The following is a 21,518-nucleotide window of genomic DNA, read 5'->3' on the forward strand; positions in this document are numbered from 1 at the left end:
ACCGGGTCGTACACCACCTTCGTGGACGCCACTGAGGGGCGAGCCGGGCACGCGGCGTGGGAGTGGGTAGCGTGGGCCACGTCGGCATCTTGGGGTGGCGGAGCGGTTACCGGACAGCTCCACTCCACGCCACACCCGGGAGGCCTTCGTTTGTCTACAGATCAGATCGCGTCGTCGCAGGATCTCGACCACCCTGCCCGGGCATCACAGCGAGATGTCGTCAGGATCTCGCCGATGCCGCATCCGCTCGGCACTGGCGACGAAGTCCGCGACCAGCGGATGCGCAGCCAGCCGCGGCCAGGCCAGCGTGATCGGCACCCGCGGCGAGTCGGCGACGAGCCGGTAACGGATCTGCGGGTGGGTGTAGAGCCGTCCGGTCGACGCCGGTGTGAGCCCCACGCCCCGCCCGGCCGCGATCGCCTCCATCCACTCGTCGACGTTGCGCACCCGCACGACGGTGTCCGGGCGCCGGGCCGGCTCCCAGAGGTCGAGCGTGGTCGTCCCGGACACCACGTTGATCACGATTGCCTCTGCTGCGAGGTCGGCCAGCACCACGGTCGCGCCGTCCACCAGCCGGTGGTCCGCCGGCAACGCGACGACGCGGGGCTCGTCGGCGAGCACCAGCGTCCCGAACCGGGGGTCCCCGGGGTCACCCGGCAGGAACCCCACGTGGGTACGCCCGTCGGCCAGCCCGGCCACGGTGTCGTCGTACCGCCGGATCTCCACCGTCACGTCCGGGTGGGCGCGTTCGAAGTCGCGCACGATCGGCGCGGTGTACTCGGCCGTGGAGCCCCAGGTGAATCCGACCCGGAGGGTGGGTGGTGCGCCGGTCGCGGCACCGACCGCCTCGTCGAGCGCCGCCAGCACCCGGTGCACGTGCGGCAGTACCTGCTGACCGGCGGCGGTCAACTGCACCGTCCGGCGGTTCCGTGCCAGGAGAGTGGTGCCGAGGAGCCGTTCCAGCGAGGCGACCGTGCGACTCAGAGCCGGCTGAGTGATCCGGAGATGCTGCGCGGCGCGGGTGAAGTTCCGCTCCCGGGCCACGGCCACGAAGGCGCGGAGATGCCGGAGCTCGACCCCGTGCTCCGCTGGAATCTCTGTCATGCGTCAGAAGCATAAGCGGTGCTGAAACGGCATTTCTTCCCGCGTGGTCGACCGGCTTAGCGTCGGTGTCAGCGCGCTGATCCGACGAGGAGAGGCCGACCCGACGAAGAGAGGACGGGACCGACGATGGTCTCCTTCCACGGGGTGATCCCGGCGCATCTGCTCCCGTTCACCGACGACCTGCGGATCGACGAGCCCAATCTCCGCCGCCACCTGCGTGCGCTGATCGACGTCGAGGGCGTCACGGGCATCACGACCAACGCGCACGCCTCGGAGGTGGCCACGCTGACCGCGGACGAGCAGCGCCGCCTGCTCGACATCGTGCTCGACGAGGTCTCCGGACGGGTCCCGGTGATCTCCGGGGTCTACCAGGACGGCTCCGCCAAGGCCGCACGGATCGCCGCGGACGCCGAAGCAGCGGGGGCAGACGGCCTGCTCGTGTTCCCCACGGTCGTGTTCGACGGCGGCGCACAGCTGCGCCCGGAGATGGCGGTGGGCCACTACGCGGCGATCGCCGACGCCACCTCCCTCCCGCTGATCGCGTTCGTCTATCCGGCGACATCCGGGCTGCGGCTGGGCACCGACTCGCTGGTCCGGATCTGTTCCGAGATCGACAACGTGGTCGCGATCAAGGAGTGGTCGAACGACATCGTCAGCTACGAGCGCAACCTGCGCGCGCTGCGGGCGCTGGACAGGCCGGTCTCGGTGCTGTCCAGCTTCAGTCGCTCGCTGCTCGCCTCGCTCGTGCTGGGCGCGGACGGGATCCTGTCCGGGCACGGCAGCGTCGTCGTGGACCTGCACGTGGCGCTGTTCCGCGCCGTGGAGAAACAGGACCTGACCGAGGCACGCCGGGTCTGGGACCGCATCCAGCCCTTCGCCGAGGCCTGCTACGCGGACCCGTTCCTGGACGGGCACAACCGGATGAAGGAGACGCTGGCCCAGCTGGGGCGGATCGACGCCGCGTACGTCCGCCCGCCCCTGCAGCCGGTGTCCGACACCGAGCGGGCCACGCTGCGGGCCGCCGTCGAGCGGGCGGAGCTGCCCCGTGGCTGAGGTCCCCGGCCTGTTCGACCCCGTCGAGATCGGTGGTGTCCGGCTCCGCAACCGCACGCTGCTGCCCTCGATGACCACCCGCCTCGCCGACGACGCCGGGCACGTCACCGACGCGACGCTGGCCTACTACCGGGCCCGCGCCGAGGGCGGCGTCGGTCTGGTCACCGTCGAGATGGCGTCCCCCGAGATCGCCGGCAAGCACCGCTTCCGCGAGCTGGGCATCTACGACGACATGTTCCTGCCCGGCCTGCGCAGGCTGGTGGACACGCTGCACGAGGCCGGGGCGCGGGCGTCGATCCAGCTCGGCCACGGGGGCAGCCGGGCCCGGTCCGCGGTGTCGGGCACCACGCCCGTGGCGCCGTCGGCGGTGCCCACCCCGGTCTTCGAGATCGACGCCGAACTCGCCGTCCCGGAAGCCATGTCGCACGCCCGGATCCGCGAGACGGTCGACGCCTACGTGGCCGCGGCGGCCCGCGCACAGCGGGCCGGGTTCGACATGGTCGAGCTGCACGGCGCGCACGGCTACCTGATCTCGCAGTTCCTGTCCCCGCTGGAGAACACCCGCTCCGACGTCTACGGCGGGTCGCTGGAGAACCGGGCACGCTTCGGGCTGGAGATCCTGCGCCGCATCAAGTCCGAGGTCCCGGGCCTGCCCGTGATCTTCCGGATCGGGGTGGAGGACTTCTTCCCGGGCGGGCTCACCGCCGACGAGGGCATGCAGGTCGGCCGGTGGGCGGAGCAGGGCGGCGCCGACGCGGTCAGCGTGACCGCCGGGCACTACCGCTCGCTGCCGGCCGCCGAACGGATGATCCCGCCGATGGCCTACCCCGCGGCGACGTTCGTCGAGTACGCGGCCCGGATGAAGCAGCTGGTCGACGTCCCGGTGATCGGGGTCGGACGGCTCGGCGATCCCGACCTGGCCGCCGCCGCCGTGGCCGACGGCAAGCTCGACATCGTCGCGCTGGGCCGCCCGCTGATCGCGGACCCGCACTGGGTGGCCAAGGCGCAGGCCGGGGTCCCCGTCCGGCGATGCCTGGCCTGCAACCACTGCATCACGAACATGCGATCCGGCGCGCAGTTGTCCTGTGTGGTCAACCCGGCGACCGGCCGGGAGGACGTCTACGATGGCGCGAGCGCGCCGGGAGGCCGCCGGATCGTGGTGCTCGGCGCCGGGCCGGCCGGGCTGACCTACGCCTCCCAGGTCGCCGAGGGCAACGACGTCACCGTGATCGACACGGCGGACCGGGCAGGCGGGGCGTTCCGGCTCACCGGGCTCGCCCCCAGGTTCAACGACGTCGCCGCGGCCGAACCGACGTTCACCGCCTACGTGGAGGAGCTCGAACGGACCTGCCGGCTCGGCGGCGTCCGGTTCCGCTACGGCTCCGAAGCCACCGGCGACGACCTGCGCGGCGCCGACGTCGTCGTGGTGGCCACCGGCGCGCACTACCGGTTCGGCCTCGGCGCCGTCGTCCCCCGCCTGCTGCGCACCCGTGCCGCCCGCTGGAAGGCGGCTGCCCGCCTGTTCGCCTCCCCGCGAGTCCGCGACGCGCTCTACTACCGGCTCCGCACCGGACGCGGCGCCGGGCTGGCCGGCCGACTGCCCCTCGACCCGGGGACCACGGTGCTCGTGGTCGGCGACGCCGCCCGGGCCGGTAAGGCCCGTGAGGCCATCACCAGCGCCTTCGACGCCGCCCTGGCGCCCAGCGCTCGATCCGCCCCCACCCCCTGACACCGACAAGAGGTCCCGTGCCATGACAGAGCCGTCAGTGAGCGCAGTACACGCACCACCGGGCAACCGGCGGCAGAGCAGCAAGGTCGCCTTCGCCAGTCTGATCGGCACCACCGTCGAGTGGTACGACTTCTACATCTACGGCACCGCCGCAGCGCTGGTGTTCCCGAAACTGTTCTTCCCCGAGTTCTCGCCGGGTGCGGGCCTGCTCGCCTCGCTGTCCACCTACGCGGTGGGCTTCGCCGCCCGGCCACTCGGCGGCATCGTGTTCGGCCACTACGGAGACCGGGTCGGCCGCAAGAAGATGCTGGTGCTCTCGCTGCTCGCGATGGGCCTCGGCACCCTGGCGATGGGTCTGGTCCCGGGCTTCGCCGAGATCGGCATCCTGGCCCCGGTCCTCATCGTGGCGCTCCGGTTCCTGCAGGGCGTCGCCGTCGGCGGCGAATGGGGCGGTGCCGTGCTGATGGCCGTGGAGCACGCGCCGCCCGGCAGGGCCGGCTGGTACGGATCGTGGCCGCAGGTCGGCAGCCCGCTCGGGCTGGTGCTCTCCACCGCGGCCTTCTCCGCAGTGAGCAGCCTGCCCGACGAGGACTTCCTGTCCTGGGGCTGGCGGCTGCCGTTCCTGGCCAGCGCGCTGCTCATCATCGTCGGGCTCGTCGTGCGGCTGCGGCTGATGGAGTCCCCGGTGTTCGCACAGATGCAGTCCGCCGGCGAGACCGCCCGACTGCCCGTGCGCGACGCACTGACCAAGCACCCGGGCAGCGTGCTCGGCGCCGCCGGCGCGTTCATCGTGATCAACACGGTCTTCTACCTGGTCACCGTGCTCGGCCTGTCCTGGGCCACCTCGCACCTGGGCATTCCGCGCGGCACGTTCCTCGCCGCCGTCCTGGTCGCCGCTGTGGTCATGTGCGGCACCGTGCCGCTGTTCGGCGCGCTTTCGGACCGGGTCGGCCGACGACCGGTGTTCGCGGCCGGGGCGATCCTGGTAGCGGTGTTCGCGTTCCCGCTGTTCTGGCTGATCGAGACGATGTCGACGCCGTTGCTGTTCCTCGGCGTCATCGTGATCATGGGCATCGGGCATCCGCTGATGTACGGACCGCAGGCGGCGCTGTACTCGGAGACGTTCCCGCCCGCGCTGCGCTACTCGGGTGCCTCCCTGGGTTACCAGATCGGCGGCATGCTCGGCGGGCTGGTCCCGCTCGTGGCCAGCGCGCTGCTGGTCGGCTACGACCAGGCGTCCTGGCCGATGGCCGCGCTCCTCGTCGCCACCGCCATGATCAGCCTGGCGTCCCTGCTCACGATGCGAGCCCGGTACGCCGACCACACCACCGGGACGGTCACGTCGTGACCGCACTCGATCTCACCGGTCGCACCGCCGCCGTCACCGGCGCGGCCCGCGGCATCGGCCGGGCCATCGCCACGGCGCTGGCCGACGCCGGAGCGCGGGTAGCAGTGATCGACAAGGACGCCGACGGCGCGCAGCTGGTCGCCGAGAAGATCGGCGGCGTCGGGGTGTCGGCCGACCTCACCCGGGCCGACGACGTCGAGCGGGCGTTCGCCGAGGTCGTCGAGCGGCTCGGGGCACCCGAGGTGTTCGTCAACAACGCCGGCATCCTGCGGGCCGGTGACCTGGTCACCTCCGCCGTCGAGGACTGGGACGCCCAGTTCGCCGTCAACACCCGGGCGGCGTTCCTGTCGGTGCGGGCCGCGGCGGGCCACATGCGCGCCCGTGGCGGGCCCGGCTCCATCGTCGTGGTCACCTCCAACTGCGCGCGGACACCGCGGATGGACCTGGGCGCCTACTGCGCGTCCAAGGCGGCCACCGACATGATGGCCCGCTGCCTGGCTCTCGAGCTCGCCGGCGAGCACATCCGGGTCAACACGCTGTGCCCCGGCTCCTGCGACACCGAGCTGCAACGCGCCCAGTGGCGCGAGCTCGGCGTCGGCCCGGATCGCCAGATCCACGGTGACCCCGCGAAGTACCGCACCGGCATCCCGATGGGACGACTCACCACCCCGCAGGAAGTCGCCGACCTGGCCCTGGTGCTCGCCTCGGACACCAGCCGGTTCGTCACCGGGCAGTCCTGGCACGTCGACGGAGGACAGACCCTGCCATGACCGACACCACCATCGACACCCGCGCGGACTTCGCCGGGCTGACCGCCGTCGTCACCGGCGGGGCCTCCGGCATCGGCGCGGCCACGGCGGCCCTGTTCGCGGCGCGCGGCGCCCGGGTCGCCGTGCTCGACCTCGACCCGGGCGGCGTACCGAGCCCACTGCTCGGGGTACGCGCCGACATCACCGACGACGACTCCGTCACCGCCGCCGTCGACGAGGTCGTGGCGGCCTACGGCGGGATCGACATCCTGGTCAACAACGCCGGCGTCGGCGCGGCCGGCACGGTGGAGGCCAACGACCTCGACGAGTGGCGGCGGGTGCTCGACGTCAACCTGCTCGGGCTGGTGCGCACCACCAGAGCCGCGCTCCCGGCCCTGCGCCGCGCGGGCTCGGCGGCGGTGGTGAACGTCTGCTCCATCGTGGCCACCGCCGGACTGCCCGACCGGGCGCTGTACTCGGCGAGCAAGGGGGCCGTACTGTCCTTGACCCGGGCCATGGCTGCGGACCACGTCCGAGAGGGGATCCGCGTCAACTGCGTGTGCCCCGGCACCGTCGACACCCCGTGGATCGGCCGGCTGCTGGATGCCGCCGCCGACCCCGACACCGAGCTCGCGGCGTTGCGCAGCCGCCAACCGACCGGTGGCCTCGTGGGGATGGACGAGGTCGCCCGGTCCATCCTCCACCTCGCCGACCCGCACCTGCGCTCGCTCACCGGCACCGTCCTGGCCGTCGACGGTGGGATGTCGGGCCTCCAGGTCCCACCGAGATGAACGACCAGCGTGAGGCCGTTGACGGCGACCGGAAGTCCGCGGCGGCGGCGACGGAGCGCACTGTGTGGCCTGGCCGGCTCGGCACCGGTCGACGATGTCGAGGCGTTCCTACGCGATAGGACTGCCCTGAGGACAGGATCGCTACGAGTTCGGATCGCTACGAGTCCGGCAACCGCCACCCGCGCTCACCGGGGAGCCGGAGGGCTCCACCCGGCCCCCACGACCCGCGCGGGTAGCGCCGCAACGGCGGTGGATCGTTCAGCAGCGGATCGAGCACAGCCGCCACAGGAGCTCCACCTGGTCGGAGCTGATGAACGACGTCGGGTCGCCACGCATCACGTCGAGGAGCAGCCGCTCATAAGCCTCGAGCGGCTCCGCCTCCGGGAACGCCTCCGGGAGGGCGAGCCGCATCCGGCCGCGCCCGAGCTCGAAGGTCGGGCCGGGCACCTTGGCCCGGACGTCGGCGAAGATCGTGGGTTGGTCGGTGAGCTCGAGCACCAGTTCGTTGCACGTGTCGTCGACGTCGCCCGGGAAGACCTTGAGCGGGGGCTCCCGGAAGCGGCCCGCCGGCAAGACCGTCGGATCACATGGTCACCCTCGACGGCGCTACAGCAGAGCGGCCGCTTCGCGGACCTCGTGCCGTCTCACACACCGGGGGGCCGCCGCGGCCCCCGTTACCTTCTTGATCAAGCCCGGTGAGGGCTTGCAGGCCACCGGCCACGGCATGACTTGTTGCCCCTGTCCTTGATGATCTGGGGGGTGTTGTCACCGTGGTCGGAAGGCGCCAACGACCGCTGATAGAGACCTGACCCGCTTGCGTGGTCTGCTCGTAACGTGGCTGCCGGCGCGGGTGCTCGAGGTCGGCCTGCCACGACGACGAGGGGAGCCGGCGGGTGTCCGAACCCGGCGAGATCCAGGCGGTCCCGTTTGCGGTGTTCTGCGGACTCGATGTGGGCAAGTCCGAGCACCACGCCTGTGCGCTCGACGCTGCAGGCAAACGGGTGCACGACAAGGCGCTGCCCAACGACGAGACCGCCCTGCGAGCCGTGTTCACCACGCTGGCCGGACACGGCCGAGTGCTGGTGGTGGTCGATCAACCGGCATCGATCGGCGCGCTGGCTGTCGCAGTCGCCCGCAGCATGGCCATCGACGTGGCCTACCTGCCCGGACTGGCGATGCGCCGCATCGCCGACCTGCACCCGGGCCAGGGCAAGACCGATGCCCGCGACGCCCATGTCATCGCCGAGGCAGCACGCAGCATGCCGCACACGCTGCGCCGGGTCGGCACCGACGACGAGACCCTCGCCGAACTGACCGTGCTCGCCGGCTACGACGACGACCTCGCCGGCCAGTCCACGCGGTTGACCAACCGGCTGCGCGACGCGCTGCTGCACATCCACCCAGCACTTGAGCGCCTGCTCGGACCCCGTCTCGACCGCGGCGGGGTCCAAGACTTGCTCGCCGCAGCGCCCACCCCGCAGGCCCTGCGCGAACTCGGTGAAGACGGCATCGCCGAACTCATGAGCCCGCGCTCCCCGCGCCTGGCCCGCACCCTGCCCGCCCAGATCCTGGCCGCGCTCGACACCCAGACACTGGTCGTTGCGGGCACGGCCGCGTTCGCCCGCGTGATCGCCGGCGTCACCGCCCAACTGCGTGACGTTCACACCGAACGCAACGATCTTGCTGTCGAGCTCGAGGCTCGCCTGGAGGCCCACCCTCTTGGGCTGGTCCTGACCTCGATGCCCGGACTCGGGGTCAGGACCGCCATCAAGATCCTCACCATCGTCGGCGACGGATCCGCGTTCCCCACCGCCGGACACCTGGCCGCCTACGCCGGCCTCGCACCCGTGACGCGTCGCTCCGGGACGTCGATCAAGGGCGAGACCCGCTCCCAACGCGGCAACCACGCCCTCAAATCCGCGCTGTTCCTCTCGGCGTTCGCCAGCCTCGCCGACCCCGTCAGCCGCGCCTACTACGACCGCAAACGAGCCCAGGGCAAGCGCCACAACGCTGCCCTGATCTGCCTGGCCCGCCGCCGCACCGACGTCCTGTTCGCCATGCTCCGTGACCGCACGCCCTATAGTCCGCCGACCGTCACTGAGCCAGATCCGGCGCTCGCTGCGGCTTGACAACCACATAGAGACACCCCCCGCCGGCGGCCGACTCTGCCGGGCCACGAAGCGATGCAGGTCGGCGAGCGGATCGAGGACGTCGGCTGCAGCGACTCGTCGGAGCGACGATCCCGGTTCGTCGTATGCTCACCCGGCCTCGACCCGCACCCGGAAATCCGCCGGCTCGAGCACCGCCGAGATCGCGACACCGGCGACGAGCGCCCAGAACGGGCTGGAGATCCCCAGCGGTGCGACCCCGCTCATCGCGACCACCAGGGCCGTCAGCGCACCGGTCCGGAACCGGCCGTCGCCGAACGCGCCGCGGAACGACGACACCAGCACCCCGATCATGGCGAGCCCCGCGACCACCGCCACCAGCTCGGTCGGCAGCGCCGTGACCGCGGTGACCGCGATCCCGGCGAGGGCGCCGAACGCGATGAACAGCACGCCGTTGACCACGCTCGCGGCGTAGCGGGCGTCGGGGTCCGGCCCGGCCTGCGGACCCGAGCAGATCGCGGTCATGGGGCCCGCGACGTTGGCGTTGTGGCCGCCGGTCAGCGGGGCCAGCAGCCCGCCCACGCCGCTCGCGACCGTCATCGCGTTGATCGGGGGCCGGTAGCCCTGACTGAGCAGCACGCCGTAGGCCTGGGCGTTCTCCGCGGCGATCACCAGGACCGCCAGCGGGATCCCGACGGCCAGGATCGCGGCGAGGTCGAACGTCGGCGCCACGAGCACCGGTGCCGTCCAGCCCTCGACGGCGGTGGCCTGCGTGGTGAAGCCGCCCGTGGCCGCGGCCGCGGCCAGCCCGGCGACCAGCGCACCGAGCGCGCCGGGCACCGCCGGTACGAACCGGGACAGCAGCAGGAACCCGGCCACCGCGGCCGCGACGATCCACGGCGCGGACTCGGCCGCGGTCACCACGCCGGTGCCGAAGCGGATCAGCGCCCCGGCGATCATCGCCATCACGATCTGCTGCGGCAGCCACCGGGACACGGTGCCGATCAGGCCGGACAGCCCGAGCACGAGCACGAGCAGTCCCGCGACGAGGAACGCGCCGACGACGGCGGAGAACGGGAACGTCCCCAGCGCCCCCACCACCAGGACGGCCCCCGGGATGGAGAAGGCGCCGACGACCGGCATCCGGTAGCGCAGGGCGAGGAACAGCGAGATCAGGCCGCCGAACACGTAGATCCCGAAGATCCACGACGCGATCACCCGGCTGTCCAGGCCGTTCGCGGCGGCACCGTCGATGACGATCAGCGCCGGCCCGGTGCAGCCGAACACGGCCGCGACCACCCCGGCGCCGACCGTTGCGGGGTTCAGTCGCCGGGGCAGGCCGCGCAGCCCGGACCGGATCCCCGGGCCGGGTTCGATGCGGCGGGTCGGCCGCGGCTCGGCCGGCGGGGTGGGCGGTGCGGCGGCCGGGCCCTCGGCGGGCTCGTCGGTCGATGCGGTCATGGTGTCGCCTCCTTGCGATCACTCACCGAGCAGGGAGCGGGCGGCTACCGGCGCCGCAGTGTGCGGACGCGGGTGAGGCCCCGGCGGACGAGCGCGCCGACGGTGTCCCGGACGGTCCCCAGCACCAGGCGGAGCTGCGCACCGCGGCCGGGCTCGGTGACCGACCCGGTCTCGGCGGCCTCGTCGACGCTCGTCGCGAACTGCTCGAACAGCCGCCGCGAGACGTCACCGGCCAGCGCCCGGCCGAACTGGGCGACGCGGCCGGTGAGGTGGACGTCCGCGTGCGCGGTCAGCACCGTGCCGCCGTCCGGTCCGGCCTCGGCGGCCAGCACGACGTCGGCCTGGGTGGCGCTGCCGCCGGCGTCGGCGCCCTGGGCGTGGAACCGCAGCCGGTGCGCGGCCGGGTCCCGCTCGACGACCTGGGCCAGACCGTCGAAGGACAGCTTCACCGGGCCGAGCGCGACGACGGCCCGGCCGCGGTAGCGGTCGCCGTCGAGCACCTCGGTCAGCCGGGCGCCGGGCAGGCAGCGGGCGAGCAGGTCGAAGTCGTCGAGCACCGCCCAGACCCGCTCGACCGGCTGCCGGAGCGCGCTGGTGACCTCGACGACCGCGGACGGCGGCCCGGAGGGCAGCCGCACCTCCTGCGCGAGCGCCGCCGCCGGCACCTCCTCGGCGGGGGCTCCGGCGCCGCTGCCGCCACCGGTCCCCCGCCCGACCAGGGTCCGCGCGCCGCACGCCCGGGGCCCGGGGACGCCGTCCGGGTGACTCTGCCGCACGTCGTCGACGGCCGCGAGGATCCCGCGGTAGCCGGTACACCGGCAGAGCACGCCGGACATCTGCTCGGGCAGCTCCTCGCTCTCCACCTCCGGGGTGTTGCTGAGCAGGTCGTAGCTGCTCATGAGCATCCCGGGGGTGCAGAACCCGCACTGCAGCGCGTGGTGGGCGGAGAACGCCTGCTGCAGCGGGTGCTGGTCCTCGGGGGTGCCCAGGCCCTCCACGGTCACGATCTCGGCGCCCTCGCACTGCACCGCGAACAGCAGGCAGGCGCGGGCGGCCTCGCCGTCGACGAGCACGGTGCACATGCCGCAGACGCCGTGCTCGCAGCCCAGGTGGGTGCCGGTGAGGCCGAGCTGCTCGCGCAGCACGTCACCGAGGTGGGCGCGGGGCGGCACGGTGACGGTCGTCTCGGTGCCGTTCACCGTCATCGTGATCCCGACGGTCTCGTCGGCGGCGACGCGGTCCCGCGGCTCCGCAGTACCTGTTCGCCTCGGCTCCACCGTGGTCATGAACGCTCCTTCCGGTCCCGGGCGCGGTGCAGCGCACGGGACAGCTCGCGGGCGGCGAGCACCCCGAACAACCGGCGCCGGTAGCCGGTGGATCCGTGGGTGTCCCCGCCGGTGTCGACGACCTCGTCGGCCAGTGCGGCGGTGGCCGGGCGCAGGTCGTCCTCGTGCTCGGTGAGCAGCGGTGTCACGTCGCGGGTCACGGCGCGGTCGGAGATCCCGAACCCGGTCAGCCGGGCCTCGGTCACCGCGCCGTCGTCGCCGACCCGCACCCGGGTGACCACCCCGGCGAGCGCGAAGTCGCCGTGCCGGCGGGCGATCTCGGCGAACCCGAAGCCCTCCCCCGGCCGGGCGTGCGGGAACGTCACCGCGACGACGACGTCCTCCGGCCCGGCCGCGGTGGTCATCGCGCCGGTCACGAACTCCTCGGCGGGCATGCTCCGCCGCCCGGCCGGGCCGGCCAGCTCGACCGTCGCCTGCGCGCAGCAGGCGACGGCGGGCAGCTCGGCGGCCGGGTCGGCGTGGGCGAGGCTGCCGCAGACGGTGCCCCGGCTGCGCAGCTCCCGGTGCCCGACGAAGGGCATGGCCATCCCGATCAGCGGGACCGCGCGGGCGGACCGGTCGTGCTCGACCGCGCGCTGCCGCACCGCCGCGCCGATCCGGTACCCGTCCTGCTCCGGTCCCGCTGCCGTCAGCTCGGGCACGGCGGTGATGTCGACCAGGGTGCCGGGGCGGCCCAGGCGCATCGCGAGGACCGGCACCAGGGACTGGCCGCCGGCCAGCACCTTGCCGTCGCCGCCGGCGAGCTCGCCGAGCACGTCGTCGAGCCGGCCGGGGCGGACGTAGGCGAACGGTGCGGCCTTCATCAGCGGCCCGTGAAGTTCGGGGTGCGCTTCTCCCCGAAGGCCTTCACGCCCTCGGCGAAGTCCTCGGTCGCCCGCAGCATCGAGTAGGCCTTCCGCTCCAGCTCGATGCCGGTGTAGAGCGGGCCGTCGACGCCGCGGTCGAGGACCTCCTTGGCGGTGCGCAGCGCGGCCGGGGAGAACCCGGCCATCTTCAGCGCCAGCGCGTCGACCTCGGCGTAGAGCGCGTCGCGGTCGTCGTACAGGCCGGCCAGGATGCCCCAGTCGAGCGCCTGCTGGGCCTGGATCCGGGTCGCGGTCATGATGTGGAACTTCGCCCGGGACAGGCCGATCAGCCGGGCCAGGCGCTGGGTGCCGCCGGAGCCCGGGATCATGCCGAGGTTCATCTCGGGCAGCGCGAGCTGAGTACGGCCGGTGCCGAGCCGGATGTCGCAGGACAGCGCCATCTCCAGCCCGACGCCGAAGCAGTAGCCGTCGATCGCGGCGATGACCGGCTTGGTGCTGCGGGCCGGGGCGGTGACGTCCTGGCCGAGGTCGGTGAGGTCGATCGGGTCGACCTCCATGAACCCGGCGATGTCGCCGCCGGAGGTGAAGTGCTGGCCGTCGGAGCGGATCACCACGACGCGGACCTGCGGGTCCCGGTCGATCTCGGCGAAGCGCTCGGCGACCAGCCGGCGCATCTCCATCGTGACGACCGTGTACTTGCCGTGGGACAGGGTCAGGTAGGCGACCCGCCCGTCGTGCTCGCGCGTCAGGACGACGTCGCCGCCGGTCAGTGCCATGTCAGGAGTTCTCCTTCTCGGTGAGCAGCTGGTGCAGTACCTCGCCGTGCAGCGGCAGGCGGGTGATGTCGATCCCGCGGGGTGCCAGCGCGTCGGCGACGGCGTTGGCGTAGGCCACGGGAAAGCTCATGGACGACCCTTCGCCGCAGCCCTTGGCGCCGAGCGGGGTCAGCGGTGACGGGGTCACCACGTGGTCGGTGCGCAGGTCGAACCCGGCCTCGGCGCTGGTCGGGCACAGGTAGTCGAGGAACGTCGCCGCCGTCGGCTGACCGGAGTCGGCGTGGGTGAACTCCTCGTAGGCGGCGCCGCCGAGACCGTGCACGAGCGCGCCGTGGACCTGGCCGTCGAGCAGGGTCTGGTCGAGGACGGTCCCGGCGTCGTGCACCGAGGACACCCGGTCGACGGCGATCTCCAAGGTGTCCGGGTCGATCCGCACCGCCACGATCTCGGCGACGAAGCCGTAGCAGAGCGAGGAGTTGATGCGGTCGTCCGCGGTGGCCGCGCGGGTCTCGCGCGGGGAGAACTCGGCCTCGGCGTAGAGGCGGGCGGGCACGCCGTCGGGCAGCGACGCCGGGTCCCAGTGCACGACGCCCGCCGCGTGCCGGAAGGCGACCGAGCGGCCGTCCGGGTGGACGACCTTCCCGTCGAGCAGGGTCAGCTCGCCAGGGTCGGCCCCCTCCAGCAGCGTCGCCCCGGCCGCCTTCACGGTGGCGGCGATGGTGTCCGCGGCCGCGACGACCGCGCTGGTGACGAGCGGTGCGAACCGCGAGGAGTACGACCCGGACGTGACCGTCCACGGGGTCGTCGCGGTGTCCATGTCGACGACCGCCCGCACCTGCTCCAGGGGCAGCCCGAGCCGCTGCGCCGCGACCTTGCGCGCCACCGTGGCATGGCCCTGCCCCTGCGGGACCGACCCGAGCAGCACGGTGACTTTCCCCTGCAGGTCCACCGACATCCGGACGTGCTCGGTGGAGCCGGACTTGTCGCGGCCCGGCTTGCGGTCCTCGGCGGGGGTGGCCAGGCCGACGTAGCCGATGTTGGTGCCCGACGGGTCGACGACCAGTGCGGTACCGATGCCGTAGAAGGCGCCCTCGGCCCGGGCCGCCTCGCGCCGGCGCTCCAGCTCGGCGAGGTCCGCGTTCTTCACCGCCAGGTCCAGCGCCGCGGGGTAGTCGCCGGAGTCGTAGACGCCACCGGTCGCCGTCTCGTGCGGGAACGCCGAGACCAGGTTCCGCCGACGCACCTCGACGACGTCCAGGCCGGTCGCCGAGGCGACCGCGTCCATCAGCCGCTCCAGCCCGAAGTAGAGCTGCTGGCCGCCGAAGCCCCGGTTCAGCCCGGTCGGCATGGTGTTGGTGACCACGGCGCGGGCCCGGATCTCGACCGCGTCGATCCGGTAGGGCCCGGTGATGTTGCCGTAGCAGCGGTAGAGGGTGGAGGGCTCCGGCGGGCGCAGGTAGGCGCCGACGTTGTCGATCAGGTCGGTGCGCAGGGCCGTCACGGTGCCGTCGGCGTCGACGGCGGCGGAGAAGGTCATGGCCCGGTCCGCGCCGGTGGAGCTCGCCATCAGGTGCTCGACGCGGTCCTCGGCCCACCGCACCGGCGTGCCCGCGTGCTTCGAGGCCAGCGCCATCAGCACCACGTAGGGGTAGATGCCCGCCTTGATCCCGAAGCTGCCGCCGATGTCGGCGGGGACGTGCAGCCGCACCCGCGACGTCGGGATCCCGAGCGCACCGGCCATGACCGGGACCATCGAGAACGGTCCGTGGAAGTTCGCCCAGGCCTCGACCGAGGGGCCGTCGTCGCCCTCGTTCCACTGCGCGATGACCGAGTAGCACTCCATCGGCACCGAGGAGTAGCGCGGGAAGTCGTAGCGCCCGGTGACCACGTGCGCGGCGTCGCGGAACCGCTCCTCCACCGGGCCGAAGGAGAAGGTGCGGTCGGTGGCGACGTTGGACCCGGCGTCGTCGTGCAGCAGCGGTGCGTCCGGCTCCAGCGCGGCACGGGCTGCGGTGACGGCGCCCAGCTCGTCGTACTCCACGGCGACCAGCTCCGCCGCGTCCTCGGCGATGTACCGGTCCGAGGCGACGACAACGGCGATCGGTTCACCGACGAAGCGCACCTTGTCCACGCCGGTCGGCAGGTACGGCATGACCGCCCCGGTCGAGAGCGGGAACGGCCGCAGCGCGGCGCGCACCTCCTCCGGGCCGATCACCGCCGCCACCCCCGGGTGGGCACGGGCCCGGGACAGATCGACCGACCGCAGCCGGGCATGCGGGCGGGTGGAGCGCACGACGGCGGCGACCAGCGTGCCGGGGAGCGGGTCGAGATCGTCGAGGAATGCGCCGCGGCCGGTGACCAGCGCGGCGTCCTCGTCCCTGCTGGGGACCCAGTTCTGGGCATCGTCAGGCACGCGCTTCTCCCTTCGGGCTGTACTCACCGGCCAGGAGCGTGCGACGCAGCGTCTTGCCGACCCCGGACCGCGGGACCGAGTCCACGGCGATCACCCGCTTCGGCCGCTTCAGCGAGGGCAGGTGTTGGCGCGCGTAGGCCAGAGCCTGGTCGGCCGTGGCCAGCGGGTCGGCGCCGCGGACGGGGACCACGAACGCGGTCACCGCGTGTCCCCAGCGCTCGTCGGGCAGCCCGACCACGCAGACGTCGTCGATCCCGGGGCAGCGGGCCAGGACGGCCTCGACCTCGTCCGGGTAGATGTTCTCGCCACCAGAGTTGATCATGTCGTCGGTGCGGCCGGAGACCCACAGGTCGCCGTCCTCGTCGGCGATGGCCAGGTCACCGGTGTGGTACCAGCCATCCCGGATGGCCTTGGTGTTCGCGTCCGGCCGCTGCCAGTAACCGCCGAACGCCTCCGGCGAGGCCATCGAGACGATCACCTGACCCTGGGTCCCACGCGCGACCTCCTCGTCGACCGGGGCGCCGACGTCAGGGGCTATCAGCCGTACCCGGGAGAACAGCCCTGCCCGGCCGGCGCAGCCGGGCTTGGCGGCGACGTCGGGCCCGATGGTGAAGGTGTAGATCTCGGTCGAGCCGAAGTGGTTGACGAACGAGGTGGGCGCGACCTGCTCGACCAACTTCTCGGCGAGCGACGGGGTCATGGCGGCACCGGCGTAGGCCAGGTTGTCGAGCGCCCGCGCCTCGCCGAGCCGGCCGGTGCGCAGCAGCGACCAGTAGATCGTCGGCACCAGATACAACGATCCGATGTTCTCGTCGAGGATCAGCTGCATCGACTCGTCGGCGTCGAACGCGGGCTGGCCCACCCACGTGCCGCCGACGACGATGGAGGCGAGCAGGGTGCGCAGGCCCATCGTGTGGAACAGGGGCATCACACCGAGGGTCGCGACGCCCTGCCGCTGCCGGGTCTGCATCACGTGCGCGACGGCAGACTGGTGCTCGGCACGGTGTGTCCGCGGGACACCCTTCGGCTTACCAGTAGTGCCGGACGTGTACAGCATGACGCTGAGGTCCGCGTCGTCCGGGACCACACACGTCGGCTCATCCAGACGGGCTGCGCGCTCGTCGACGGACGCCACGTCGCGCAGCAGTTCGCCCCAGCCGGAAGCGGCGACATGCTCAGCGTGCGCAGGGTCGGCGACCACCAGTCGAACGTCGGCATCACCCAGGCAGTAGCCGAGCTCCTCGATTCCGAAGCGAGTCGACAGCGGCACCGAGACCGCACCGAGCTTCTGTACAGCCAGGTGCAGGCTCGCGAGCTGCTCGCCGCCGTGCATCACCAGGCCGACCCGCGCCCCCGGCTCCACGCCGAGGCTCCGCAGAGCTCCGGCCAGTCGGTCGGTCCTCGCATCCCACTGCCGGTAGGAGAGCCACCTGCCGGTCCCCTTCACCGCTGGTCGGTCGGGGTTGCGCTCGACCGCCCACCGCAGCGTCGTCACCAGGTCCATCGGACCCCCTCATCGTTAGTCTGTTTCAGACCATACGGTTCAGATGATAATATGGGAAGCCCGAGATCTCGCGACCCGAGTACTGAACCGCTAGCTAGGGGTCCCCGGAGGCGAAGCTCCATTACCCTGCGAGGGAAGCGTCCGCGCTGTACATCTGGCCTGCGGGCCGGCATGGCGACGACGGCACAGCCGTTCACCGTCGCCTGGTCGAGGGCGATGCCTCGGCTCGCAACCCGCATTCCTGCGAGCCGCTCCATCGCGTCCACACTGGACGCCGTCTGCCGGTGTTGGGGCGGCGCACGGCAGCCGACACTGGGGTCGTCGACGCACACCCGCTGATCGAGCCGCATCCGCGGCTCAGCGGATCCTCGGGTTTAGAGTCTGCGGTGTACCGACTACCACGAGGGGAGAGCAGATGCGGCTGTCGACGACGTCGTATCTGGTCATGGGCATGATTGCGTTGCGCGGGCCCTCGACGCCGTACGAGCTCAAGCGGGCGGTCAGCCGATCCGTCGGCTACTTCTGGCACTTCCCGCACGCACAGCTGTACTCGGAGCCGGAACGGCTCGCCGATGCCGGATTGCTCGCCCTGGACACAGAAGATCACGGGCGGCGGCGCAAGACGTACTCGCTCACCAGCGAGGGTCGGGCCGCACTCCGCGCCTGGCTGGCAGCACCCACCCCGGAGCACTTCGAGATGCGCGACGTCGCCGAGCTGAAGCTGTTCTTCAACGAGGCAGGCTCCCCGGACGACGTCGAAAAGCTCGCCCGCGAACAGATTCGCCAGCACGAGAGCCGGATCGCCGAGTACGAGGACTTGGTTGCCCGACACGGCCAGGAGCAATGGGCTGAGCCGCGTATGATCACTATCGAGCTGGGGCTTGAGATGGAGCACGCCGCGCTGAGGTTCTGGACCGCGCTGGCTACCGATGACCTCGATCGGCTCCGTCGTGAACGGGCCGAGCGCGACCCGCGCGGCTGACCCGCTCACAGCCGGTGTCACCCGGCCGATGGTGGGGTGATCCAGCTCGGGCAGGTCGGCGACCAGGGCGACCTGACACCAGCAGGCGCAGCGACCAGCGTGTGTAGCCCTGCGGTGGGGCCGAGCAGGCCAGTGCGATCAAGCGGGCTTCGACCTCGCCCTCACGATCGGCGCTACCAGCGGTGTCTCGCGCGGTTTATGGTCGATCGTGGCCAGCACATCGCCGTCGGTCTCGTCGAACCGTTTCGCGATCGATCGGACCGTGTTCTGCGAGACACCGGTCCGTTTCGCGGTCACAGCACGAGCGTCCACCGGGTCGGCGCCCCCAGCTGGTGCTGGGCCGCGGACACCCTGGCCGAGCTCGGCGCGACGGTGGACCTGGCACACCCGTTGGGGGTCACGGCGTTCTCCTACGAGGGTCAAGAACGACGAATGCGACGCCGCGGATCTGGCCGATCTGCTGCGGATGAGTCGCCTGCCGAAGACATGGATCGCGCCGCCTGCCACCCGAGAGCTGTCCGAGCTGGTGCGGCATCGGGCCAAGCTGGTCACGCTGCGCTCGAACCTGAAGAACCAGGTGCACGCGGTGCTCGCCGGCGCCGGCGTCCAGGTGTCGATCAGTGATTTGTTCGGGGTCGCCGGCACCGAACTGCTTGGACGCGTCGAGCTCAAGCCGGCGTGTCGGGCCCGGGTGAACTCCGAGCTGCGGCTGATCAGCAACCTGGGCTGCGAGGTCGAGGGTGTTCACCAAGCTCGCCGCGGGTCGGCTGCGCGCCGGCCCGCGCTATCGGGCCATTCAGGTCATCCCGGGGTCGGGCCGGTGCTCGCGGCGGTGTTCATCGCCGAGATCGGCGACATCACCCGTTCCCCGGGCCCGCGCAGCTGGCCAGCTGGGCCGGCTGACCCCGAAACACCGCGAATCCGACACCACCTTGCACCGGGGCCGGATCACCGAACAGGGTTCCCGGCTGGCGCGTTGGGCCGCTACCGAGGTCGTGCAGCGCGTCCCCGGGCACATCCGCCTGGGCCAGATCCGCGATCACGTCGGCGCCCGACACAACAACCACAACATCGGCGTCCTCGCCGCAGCCCGCCAGCTCACCGAACTGGTCTTCTACGGACTACGCGATCACCACATCCGCTGCCTGCCGCATCCGGCCCCGGCATGAGCAGTCCATACCCTCGGTGGGTGTAGTCCGCTTCTGCTGACGTTCCTTTGTCGTCGGCGTCGGCCCGGCGCTGGTCGCCGAGGCGTGATCGGGGAGCTACGGTGGCCGATGTGACACGGGGTGCTGCCGGTCCGTCCGGTGGCTGAGAAGAAACCCGTCGAACCTGATCCAGGTCGTACTGGCGAAGGGAATGTCACACGGCGCAACGCCGGTCCGTCCGCGTGCACCGTGCGGCATGCCCTTGCCCCCGCACGAGAGGCACGACGCATGACCGACACCGCGCCGCACGAGCCAAGCGCCACCAACCGCGAACCGACCGCGGCCCCACTGGCCGACCAGGTCGTCGTGATCAGCGGCGGTGGCCGCGGGCTCGGCGCCGCCATCAGCCGGGCATTCCTCGATCATGGAGCCCGCGTCGCGATCGGCTATCACTGCAGCCGCGAGGCCGCCGAGGTACTCGCCGCCGAATATCCCGGCCGCGGACTCGCGGTGCCGCTCGACGTCACCGCTCCAGACCAGATACGGCTGGGCGTGGACGCTGCCGCCGAGCACTTCGGTGAGCCCGTCACCACGGTGGTCAACAATGCCCTGGTCAACTTCACCTTCGACGGCGAAGCTCGTCCGAGGGTCCCCGAGCTCGACCCGACCCTGCTCGCCTCCCAGCTCACCGGGTCGGTGTACGGGCCGTTAGCCCTGGTCCAGGCGACGATCCCGGGCATGATCGGGCGCGGGTTCGGGCGTATCATCAACATCGGCAGCAACCTGGTGCAGCACCCGGTCGTGCCCTACCACGACTACACTGCGGCCAAGGCCGCCCTGCTCGCGCTGACCCGCACCTTCGCCCACGACCTGGGGCCACACGGCATCACCGTCAACATGGTCTCCGCCGGCCTGCTGCGCACCACCGATGCCAGCGCGGCCACGCCTGAGACCATATTCGACGCCATCGCCGCCGGCACACCGCTCGGTCGAGTCACGAGCCCCGCCGAACTCGCCGACGCCGTGCTGTTCTTCGCCTCCCCCTGGGCACGGGCAGTGACCGGCCAGAACCTGATCGTCGACGGTGGCTTGGTGAAGGGCTGACAGGTGCCAGAACGCATGGCTCACCTCAACCTGTTCATCCACGGCTGTGGACACCACGGCGCCGCCTGGCGGGCGCCCGGTTCAGCGGTCGAGCGACTCGGCGACTTCAGCTACTATGAGCAGCTGGCCCTCACCGCCGAGCGTGGCCTGCTCGATGCGGTCTTCTTTGCCGACGGGCACTCGATCGTTCTCGCCCTAGTCGTGCTGTCCGGGCACGTTGGTGACAGTCCGGCGCGCCCGTCCGATGATCTTGAGACAGGCGAGGGCCTCCGGGTTCGGTGTGGATCACCACGAAACACGCCGAAGCCCGAGGAGGCCCTCTGGTGATCCACCGTAACGCCCCGCTGACCCCGACCGGCCGGCTGCGCCTGGCCCGGTGTGTCGTCGACGACGGCTGGGACCTGCGCCGCGCCGCCGAGCGCTTCCAGGTCGCCCACACCACCGCCGCCCGCTGGGCCGGGCGCTACCGCCACGGCGGCGAACCCGCCATGAACGACCGCTCCAGCCGACCGCATCACAGTCCTCGCCGCACCAGTCGGGCCGTCGAGGTCGAGGTTTTACGGCAGCGTGATGAGCACAAGATCGGGCCGCTGCGCATCGCCGGCCGAGTGCCGGTCGCCGCCTCGACGGTCCATCAGGTCCTGCGCCGCCACCACAGGCCGCGCCTGTCCGCGTGTGACCGCGCCACCGGCGAACCGGTCCGCCGCTACGAACGAGCCCGCCCCGGCGAGCTCGTCCACGTCGATGTGAAGAAGCTCGGCCGGATCCCCGACGGCGGCGGACACCGCGTCCACGGCCGTGCCGTCGGCCGGGTCAACCAGGCCCGCGCCGGTGGACGTGGCTATCTGTTCCTGCACACCGCCCTCGACGACCACTCCCGGCTGGCCTACACCGAGACCCTGCCCGACGAGAAAGCCGCCACCTGCGCCGAGTTCCTGCGCCGAGCACATGCCTGGTTCGCCGGCCACGGCGTGACCCTCGAGCGAGTGCTCACCGACAACGCCTGGTCCTACCGCAAGACCACCTGGCGCCAGACCTGCCACGACCTGGGCATCGGGCGCCGGTTCACCCGGCCCTGGCGCCCGCAGACGAACGG

General features: G+C 72.1%; 20 protein-coding genes, 1 pseudogene and 1 riboswitch. Of the genes and pseudogenes, 12 read left to right on the plus strand and 9 right to left on the minus strand.

Annotated features, from left to right (window positions below; all coding sequences use genetic code 11):
- Window positions 1-204: 204 nt before the first annotated feature.
- Window positions 205-1,104 carry a LysR family transcriptional regulator gene (locus BM093_RS29220; RefSeq protein ID WP_093353889.1) on the minus strand — a complete coding sequence of 300 codons (900 nt, stop codon included), beginning with the start codon at window positions 1,102-1,104 and terminating at the stop codon, window positions 205-207.
- Between the two features lie 126 nt (window positions 1,105-1,230).
- Here BM093_RS29220 and BM093_RS29225 point away from each other — a divergent pair, with 126 nt between their 5' ends.
- From BM093_RS29225 to BM093_RS29245, 5 genes are read left to right on the plus strand one after another with little or no spacing between them, the layout of a single operon-like run.
- Window positions 1,231-2,157 (plus strand): dihydrodipicolinate synthase family protein, encoded by a 927-nt coding sequence (locus BM093_RS29225; protein ID WP_093353893.1) that lies wholly within the window; start codon window positions 1,231-1,233, stop codon window positions 2,155-2,157.
- The gene (locus tag BM093_RS29230; RefSeq protein WP_093353898.1) at window positions 2,150-3,886 is read left to right on the plus strand and encodes an oxidoreductase; all 1,737 of its coding nucleotides are present in this window, start codon (window positions 2,150-2,152) and stop codon (window positions 3,884-3,886) included. Before BM093_RS29225 ends, BM093_RS29230 begins: the two co-directional genes overlap by 8 nt.
- Window positions 3,887-3,923: 37 nt before the next feature.
- Window positions 3,924-5,234: an MFS transporter gene (locus tag BM093_RS29235; protein ID WP_245773868.1), complete on the plus strand. Its 1,311-nt coding sequence runs from the start codon at window positions 3,924-3,926 to the stop codon at window positions 5,232-5,234.
- A complete protein-coding gene (locus BM093_RS29240) occupies window positions 5,231-6,004 on the plus strand; it encodes an SDR family NAD(P)-dependent oxidoreductase (RefSeq protein ID WP_093353908.1) in 774 nt (257 codons plus the stop codon). The genes BM093_RS29235 and BM093_RS29240 overlap by 4 nt, the downstream gene beginning before the upstream one ends.
- Entirely contained in the window at window positions 6,001-6,774 is a 774-nt protein-coding gene (locus BM093_RS29245; protein WP_093353912.1) for an SDR family NAD(P)-dependent oxidoreductase, read from the plus strand. The genes BM093_RS29240 and BM093_RS29245 overlap by 4 nt, the downstream gene beginning before the upstream one ends.
- A 258-nt stretch (window positions 6,775-7,032) precedes the next feature.
- Here the strand turns inward: BM093_RS29245 and BM093_RS29250 are convergent, their stop codons facing one another.
- On the minus strand, window positions 7,033-7,347 hold the full coding sequence (locus tag BM093_RS29250; protein WP_245773869.1) for a hypothetical protein: 315 nt from the start codon (window positions 7,345-7,347) through the stop codon (window positions 7,033-7,035).
- A 320-nt stretch (window positions 7,348-7,667) separates the two neighbouring features.
- Between BM093_RS29250 and BM093_RS29255 the strand changes: the two genes are divergently transcribed.
- Window positions 7,668-8,903, plus strand: a complete 1,236-nt coding sequence (locus tag BM093_RS29255) for an IS110 family RNA-guided transposase (RefSeq protein ID WP_143105576.1) — start codon at window positions 7,668-7,670, stop codon at window positions 8,901-8,903.
- Window positions 8,904-9,032: 129 nt separating this feature from the next.
- On the opposite strand, the gene BM093_RS29260 is transcribed toward BM093_RS29255, so the two are convergent.
- Genes BM093_RS29260 through BM093_RS29285 form a run of 6 tightly spaced genes read right to left on the minus strand, consistent with a single transcriptional unit; the run spans window position 9,033 to window position 17,188 of the window.
- On the minus strand, window positions 9,033-10,343 hold the full coding sequence (locus BM093_RS29260; protein WP_093353917.1) for a benzoate/H(+) symporter BenE family transporter: 1,311 nt from the start codon (window positions 10,341-10,343) through the stop codon (window positions 9,033-9,035).
- A 44-nt stretch (window positions 10,344-10,387) separates the two neighbouring features.
- Window positions 10,388-11,629 (minus strand): xanthine dehydrogenase family Fe-S subunit, encoded by a 1,242-nt coding sequence (locus tag BM093_RS29265; protein ID WP_093353922.1) that lies wholly within the window; start codon window positions 11,627-11,629, stop codon window positions 10,388-10,390.
- A complete protein-coding gene (locus BM093_RS29270; protein WP_093353927.1) occupies window positions 11,626-12,492 on the minus strand; it encodes an FAD binding domain-containing protein in 867 nt (288 codons plus the stop codon). The genes BM093_RS29265 and BM093_RS29270 overlap by 4 nt, the downstream gene beginning before the upstream one ends.
- Window positions 12,492-13,271, minus strand: a complete 780-nt coding sequence (locus BM093_RS29275) for an enoyl-CoA hydratase/isomerase family protein (RefSeq protein ID WP_093353931.1) — start codon at window positions 13,269-13,271, stop codon at window positions 12,492-12,494. The genes BM093_RS29270 and BM093_RS29275 overlap by 1 nt, the downstream gene beginning before the upstream one ends.
- Before the next feature lies 1 nt (window position 13,272).
- Window positions 13,273-15,684 carry a xanthine dehydrogenase family protein molybdopterin-binding subunit gene (locus tag BM093_RS29280; RefSeq protein WP_093353936.1) on the minus strand — a complete coding sequence of 804 codons (2,412 nt, stop codon included), beginning with the start codon at window positions 15,682-15,684 and terminating at the stop codon, window positions 13,273-13,275.
- Window positions 15,677-17,188, minus strand: a complete 1,512-nt coding sequence (locus tag BM093_RS29285) for a class I adenylate-forming enzyme family protein (protein WP_093353941.1) — start codon at window positions 17,186-17,188, stop codon at window positions 15,677-15,679. The genes BM093_RS29280 and BM093_RS29285 overlap by 8 nt, the downstream gene beginning before the upstream one ends.
- 415 nt (window positions 17,189-17,603) lie before the next feature.
- Between BM093_RS29285 and BM093_RS29290 the strand changes: the two genes are divergently transcribed.
- Window positions 17,604-18,170 carry a PadR family transcriptional regulator gene (locus BM093_RS29290; protein ID WP_093353946.1) on the plus strand — a complete coding sequence of 189 codons (567 nt, stop codon included), beginning with the start codon at window positions 17,604-17,606 and terminating at the stop codon, window positions 18,168-18,170.
- 138 nt (window positions 18,171-18,308) lie between these two features.
- Here the strand turns inward: BM093_RS29290 and BM093_RS37625 are convergent, their stop codons facing one another.
- The gene (locus BM093_RS37625) at window positions 18,309-18,467 is read right to left on the minus strand and encodes a hypothetical protein (RefSeq protein WP_245773870.1); all 159 of its coding nucleotides are present in this window, start codon (window positions 18,465-18,467) and stop codon (window positions 18,309-18,311) included.
- Here BM093_RS37625 and BM093_RS38435 point away from each other — a divergent pair.
- From BM093_RS38435 to BM093_RS29315, 5 genes and pseudogenes are all read left to right on the plus strand, one after another.
- Window positions 18,433-18,708, plus strand: a pseudogene (locus BM093_RS38435) (hypothetical protein); the annotation flags it as partial. The gene BM093_RS37625 and the pseudogene BM093_RS38435 overlap by 35 nt on opposite strands.
- Window positions 18,709-18,910: 202 nt before the next feature.
- Entirely contained in the window at window positions 18,911-19,339 is a 429-nt protein-coding gene (locus BM093_RS37635; protein ID WP_245773872.1) for a hypothetical protein, read from the plus strand.
- 106 nt (window positions 19,340-19,445) lie between these two features.
- Window positions 19,446-19,547: riboswitch (TPP riboswitch) on the plus strand.
- 59 nt (window positions 19,548-19,606) lie between these two features.
- Complete coding sequence (locus BM093_RS29305) at window positions 19,607-20,422, plus strand: 3-oxoacyl-ACP reductase (RefSeq protein WP_093353955.1); 816 nt, start codon at window positions 19,607-19,609, stop codon at window positions 20,420-20,422.
- 15 nt (window positions 20,423-20,437) lie between these two features.
- Entirely contained in the window at window positions 20,438-20,749 is a 312-nt protein-coding gene (locus BM093_RS36815) for a hypothetical protein (RefSeq protein WP_218162980.1), read from the plus strand.
- Window positions 20,746-21,518: IS481 family transposase (locus BM093_RS29315; protein WP_143105577.1), on the plus strand; the 773-nt coding region annotated here is incomplete at its 3' end. The genes BM093_RS36815 and BM093_RS29315, both read left to right, overlap by 4 nt.

It is taken from the genome of Pseudonocardia ammonioxydans, from assembly GCF_900115005.1.
GTDB classification, from domain to species: Bacteria; Actinomycetota; Actinomycetes; order Mycobacteriales; family Pseudonocardiaceae; genus Pseudonocardia; species Pseudonocardia ammonioxydans.

Bases quoted from the DNA above. Each gene is read 5' to 3' on its own strand.
- BM093_RS29220 (WP_093353889.1), bottom strand. From the start codon at position 1,104: ATGACAGAGATTCCAGCGGAGCACGGGGTCGAGCTCCGGCATCTCCGC.
- BM093_RS29225 (WP_093353893.1), top strand. From the start codon at position 1,231: ATGGTCTCCTTCCACGGGGTGATCCCGGCGCATCTGCTCCCGTTCACC.
- BM093_RS29245 (WP_093353912.1), top strand. From the start codon at position 6,001: ATGACCGACACCACCATCGACACCCGCGCGGACTTCGCCGGGCTGACC.
- BM093_RS29260 (WP_093353917.1), bottom strand. From the start codon at position 10,343: ATGACCGCATCGACCGACGAGCCCGCCGAGGGCCCGGCCGCCGCACCG.
- BM093_RS29265 (WP_093353922.1), bottom strand. From the start codon at position 11,629: ATGACCACGGTGGAGCCGAGGCGAACAGGTACTGCGGAGCCGCGGGAC.
- BM093_RS29270 (WP_093353927.1), bottom strand. From the start codon at position 12,492: ATGAAGGCCGCACCGTTCGCCTACGTCCGCCCCGGCCGGCTCGACGAC.
- BM093_RS29275 (WP_093353931.1), bottom strand. From the start codon at position 13,271: ATGGCACTGACCGGCGGCGACGTCGTCCTGACGCGCGAGCACGACGGG.
- BM093_RS29285 (WP_093353941.1), bottom strand. From the start codon at position 17,188: ATGGACCTGGTGACGACGCTGCGGTGGGCGGTCGAGCGCAACCCCGAC.
- BM093_RS29290 (WP_093353946.1), top strand. From the start codon at position 17,604: ATGCGGCTGTCGACGACGTCGTATCTGGTCATGGGCATGATTGCGTTG.
- BM093_RS29305 (WP_093353955.1), top strand. From the start codon at position 19,607: ATGACCGACACCGCGCCGCACGAGCCAAGCGCCACCAACCGCGAACCG.
- BM093_RS36815 (WP_218162980.1), top strand. From the start codon at position 20,438: ATGGCTCACCTCAACCTGTTCATCCACGGCTGTGGACACCACGGCGCC.